The sequence below is a fragment of the uncultured Cetobacterium sp. genome (genome assembly GCF_947039425.1).
GTDB lineage: Bacteria > Fusobacteriota > Fusobacteriia > Fusobacteriales > Fusobacteriaceae > Cetobacterium_A.
The window spans coordinates 1-4,480 of the sequence record NZ_CAMQYW010000157.1 but is presented as its reverse complement, the minus strand read 5'-3'; the positions used below and the strand labels follow the sequence as shown (position 1 = coordinate 4,480).

The 4,480-nt window shown below is 27.6% G+C and carries 5 protein-coding genes; 4 read left to right on the top strand and 1 reads right to left on the bottom strand.

The annotated features are described in order from the left end of the window. Nucleotides 1–551, bottom strand: a 551-nt coding sequence (locus Q0V09_RS08135) for a LacI family DNA-binding transcriptional regulator (RefSeq protein WP_297488353.1), incomplete at its 3' end; no start/stop codon positions are given. Between the two features lie 144 nt (nucleotides 552–695). On the opposite strand from Q0V09_RS08135, the gene Q0V09_RS08130 reads away from it, so the two are divergent. From Q0V09_RS08130 to Q0V09_RS08115, 4 genes are all read left to right on the top strand, one after another. Further along, on the top strand, nucleotides 696–1,433 hold the full coding sequence (locus tag Q0V09_RS08130; RefSeq protein ID WP_297488350.1) for a GntR family transcriptional regulator: 738 nt from the start codon (nucleotides 696–698) through the stop codon (nucleotides 1,431–1,433). Nucleotides 1,434–1,449: 16 nt separating this feature from the next. Next, nucleotides 1,450–2,247: a MurR/RpiR family transcriptional regulator gene (locus Q0V09_RS08125; RefSeq protein WP_297488347.1), complete on the top strand. Its 798-nt coding sequence runs from the start codon at nucleotides 1,450–1,452 to the stop codon at nucleotides 2,245–2,247. 144 nt (nucleotides 2,248–2,391) lie between these two features. Next, a complete protein-coding gene (locus Q0V09_RS08120; protein ID WP_297488343.1) occupies nucleotides 2,392–3,882 on the top strand; it encodes a PTS transporter subunit EIIC in 1,491 nt (496 codons plus the stop codon). Between the two features lie 10 nt (nucleotides 3,883–3,892). Further along, the coding region (locus tag Q0V09_RS08115; RefSeq protein ID WP_297488341.1) for an N-acetylmannosamine-6-phosphate 2-epimerase at nucleotides 3,893–4,480 on the top strand (588 nt) is incomplete at its 3' end.

Below are 4,480 nucleotides of genomic sequence, written 5' to 3'. Positions count from 1 at the left end.
CTTCCAATAAAACATATGTCTTTATATCCATTTTTCACCATATATTCTGTAGCAATTCTACCACCTTTATAAAGAGATGTGGAAACATAAGAATATCCCTCTATTATCCTATTTATAACTAGAAAAGGAAGTTCTTTATTTTTTAAAAATTTTAAATTTTTAATACAAATTGGTGCAATTAATATTCCCTCTACATTTTTAGATAATAGCTTTTTTATATGATCAAGTTCAATTTCTTTACTATTTTCAGAGTTCATTACTATTAAAGTATAACCCTTTTTTCTAATCTCTTTCTCTACATATTTTACCATCTCTAAATAATAATAATTTGAAAAATTATAAACAATTAATCCTATTGTTTTAGATTTATTTCCTCTTAAAATTTTAGCACTTTCATTAGCTTTAAAATTATATTTTGCAATTATATCCTTTACTCTTTCTTCAATATCTTTAGATACTTTAGAACTTTTATTTATAACTCTAGATACTGTTGGTTGAGATACTCCAGCTAATTTAGCAATATCTTTCATTGTTAAGTTTTTTTCGCCCATACTCCTCCTCCTTATCTTTTAAGGATTTGAGTATACCATATTTTTAACTAATGTCAATAATATCTAATTTTATCTTGGTTTTATAAAAAAAAAGTGCTATTATTTTTTAGTTGAAATTATAAATTAAAAGGAGGTTATAGCAAAATGTTAAATAAAGATAGTAGAATAGCTCTATATTATCAACTTATGGATATTATTCTAAATGATATTGAAGTTGGAAATTTAAAAGAAAATACAAAACTTCCTTCTGAAAGAGATTTTTGTGAAAAATTTAAAATTAGCAGAGCAACTGTTAGACAGGCTATTGCTGAACTTGAAAAAAATAAAATTATCTATAAAATACAAGGTAAAGGAACATTTATTGCTCCTAAAAAACTAGATCAACCACTTATTAAATTTTATAGTTTTACAGAGGAAATGATTAAACTTGGAAAAAATCCGACTTCTCAAATCCTAGATTTTTCTATTATCAATTGCGATGAAAGAATTTCAAATACTTTAAATTTAGATATACTTTCAAAAGTATATAAATTAGTCAGAATTAGACTTATTGATGATCTTCCCACTATGTATGAAACTACATATTTACCTACTTCAATATTTCCAAATCTAACTCTTGATATATTAAAAGAAAAACCGTTATATACCATTCTTAAAGAAAATTATAATATTAAGTTTTTAAAAGCAGAGGAGTCTTTTTTTCCTATTTTACCAACTGAAGAGGAAGCTTCATTTTTAAATGTAAGCACATATGATCCAAGTATAAAAATACAAAGAGTTACATTCTCTTCAGAATACATAATTGAATTTACTGAAAGTATTGTTAGAGGAGATAAATTTAAATACAAAGTAATTCTTGATGCTGATAATTCAACTTTTTAGTTAAGGAGGTTAAATTTTGGATGTACTACAAGAGATTCATGAAAATTATAAATATTTTTCAATTAAAGAAAAAAAAATTGCAGATTATATTTTAAAATATAAATTAGATATTAATAATATTACAATAACAGAACTTGCTAAGAAAATCGGCGCTTCTCCATCATCTATAACAAGATTTTCTAAAAAAATAAAATGTGAAAGTTTTGTTCATATGAAAATGAAATTAAATTCTGATACAACATCTTTAAATAAATTAAATAATGATGATTTATTTGATAATGTCTATAACTACTATTCAGAAGTAATAAGTAGAACTAAACTACTTTTAAATAAAGAAAAAATTTACTCTTTTATAAAAGATTTAAAAAATGCTAAAAAAATATATATTTATGGTGTTGGAAGTTCAGGACTTACTGCAACAGAGTTTATGCAACGTCTTTTAAGAATGGGATTTAATGTTTCTAGTATAACTGACTCTCATATGATGATTATCAATAGTGCTATCGTTTCTTCTCAAGATCTTGTAATTGGACTTTCTATATCAGGAGAAACTCAAGAAGTTGTTAATTCTTTACGTATTTGTCAAAAAAATGGAGCTAAAACTATTGGAATAACATCATCTCAAAACTCATCTCTTTCTCATTTTTCAGATGATTTACTTATAATTTATAATAGTCATTTTTTAGATAAAAATAATTTTATAAATTCTCAATTTTCTACAATTTATTTATTTGATTTAATCTCAACTATTTTACTGAAAAATGATGATTTAAGTAATAAAATGCAAATAACAATCGATGCAATTTTAAAATAGCAGCATTAGTTAATCACTTTTGCTGTTTTTTTATTGACTAATAACTCCTAATATGGTATATTTTATATCATAATTAACATGAAAATGATTTTCTGATTTTTTATTTGAAAGAAAATTATTTCTACAATGTAACAGGGGGTCACAATGTTTAAAAATTTACAAAAAATTGGAAAATCATTTATGCTACCAATTGCAATTTTACCTGCGGCTGGTTTACTTTTAGGAATTGGAGGAGCTTTATCTAATAAAAATACTGTTAACGCCTATCCTTTTTTAGACATTCCATTACTTCAAGGAGTTCTTAAGGTTATGTCTTCTTCTGGTGAAGTTATTTTTGCTAACCTTGCACTTATTATGTGTATTGGTCTAGCTATTGGACTGTCTAAAAAAGACAAAGGAACAGCTGGTTTAGCTGGTGCTGTTGCTTTTTTAGTTATGAATGCTTCTATTAAAGGAATGATAACCGCTTTCAATCCAAGTGTTGGTTCTATTGATACTGGTGTTGTTGGTTCTATTATTATAGGTTCGTTAGTTGCTTATTTACATAATAAATATAGTAATATTAAACTTCCTGCTGTTCTTGGATTCTTTGGTGGATCAAGATTTGTTCCTATAGTTTCATCATTTGTCGCAATTGGAGTTGGAATTTTATTTTTCTTAACATGGCCAACTTTCCAAGGATGGTTAACATCAATTGGTAAATCGATTGCGGGTCTTGGTATCTTTGGAACTTTCTTATATGGTTTTGTACTTAGATTAAGTGGAGCTATTGGTCTTCATCATATGATCTATCCTCTATTTTGGTATACTGAACTTGGTGGAGTTGCAACTGTTGCTGGAAAGCAAATTGTAGGAGCTCAAAATATATTCTTTGCTCAACTTGCTGATCCAAGTCATACAGGTTTATTCACAGATGGAACTAGATTCTTTGCAGGTCGTTTTGCTACTATGATGTTTGGTCTACCTGCTGCTTGTTTAGCTATGTATCACTGTACACCTAAAAACAAAAGAAAAGCTGTTGGAGGATTATTCCTTGGAGCTGCTATTACATCTTTTGTAACAGGAATTACTGAACCTATTGAGTTTATGTTTTTATTTGTTGCTCCTTGGTTATATGGAGTTCATGCATTCTTTGATGGTTTATCTTTCTTAGTTGCTGATCTTTTAAATATATCTATTGGAAATACATTTTCTGGTGGTTTAATTGACTTTACCCTTTTTGGAGTTTTACAAGGGAATGAAGCTACAAATTGGATATATGTTATTCTTGTTGGAATTTTATGGTCATTTTTATACTACTTCTCTTTTAGATTTTTAATTAAACGTTTTAACATTCCTACACCTGGAAGAGAGGGAGATGATGAAGAGATTAAAATAGTCACTAAAGACTCTCTTTATGAAACCTCTAAAGAAGTTTTACAAGCTTTAGGTGGAAAGGAAAACATAGAAGAATTAGACGCTTGTATTACTAGGCTTAGAGTTTCTGTTAAAGATGTTTCAAAGGTTGATAAAGCTAAAATAAAAGCTCTTGGTGCTACTGGTGTTTTAGAAGTACAAGGTGGAATTCAAGCTATTTTTGGTGCAATGGCTGATCCAATTAAGCAAAAAATAAATGATATTATAGAAAATAACTAGGAGGATTAAAATGAAAAAAGGTCTTATTGTATCTTGTCAAGCTTTAGAAAATGAACCTCTACACAGTTCATTTATAATGGGAAGAATGGCTCTTGCAGCTCAAATGTCAGGAGCTGTTGGAATTAGAGCTAATAGTGTAGCTGATATTACTGAAATCAAAAAAGTTGTAGATCTTCCAATTATTGGAATTATAAAAAAAGACTATGATAATATGGTTACATATATAACTCCAACTGAAAAAGAATTAGACGCTTTAATTAAATTAAATATTGATGTTATTGCTCTTGATGCAACTATTAATGCTGATGTAAATCTTTTAAAATCACTAAAAACTAAATATCCAAATCAAAAATTTATGGCTGATATTTCAACTGTTCAAGAGGGTTTAAAGGCTGCTGAATATGGATTTGACTATGTTGGAACTACTCTTGTTGGGTATACTACTCAATCTAAAGGATTAAATAATTTTGATGTATTAAAAGAGTTAATTGAAAAATCTACTGTTCCAGTAATTGCTGAAGGAAACTTTGATACTCCTGAAAAAGCAAGACTTGCTATGGAGATGGGTTCTTACTCTGTAGTTGTTGGTGGTGCTATA

Coding starts and splice junctions, on each gene's coding strand:
- Q0V09_RS08130 (WP_297488350.1), top strand. CDS start 696: ATGTTAAATAAAGATAGTAGAATAGCTCTATATTATCAACTTATGGAT.
- Q0V09_RS08120 (WP_297488343.1), top strand. CDS start 2,392: ATGTTTAAAAATTTACAAAAAATTGGAAAATCATTTATGCTACCAATT.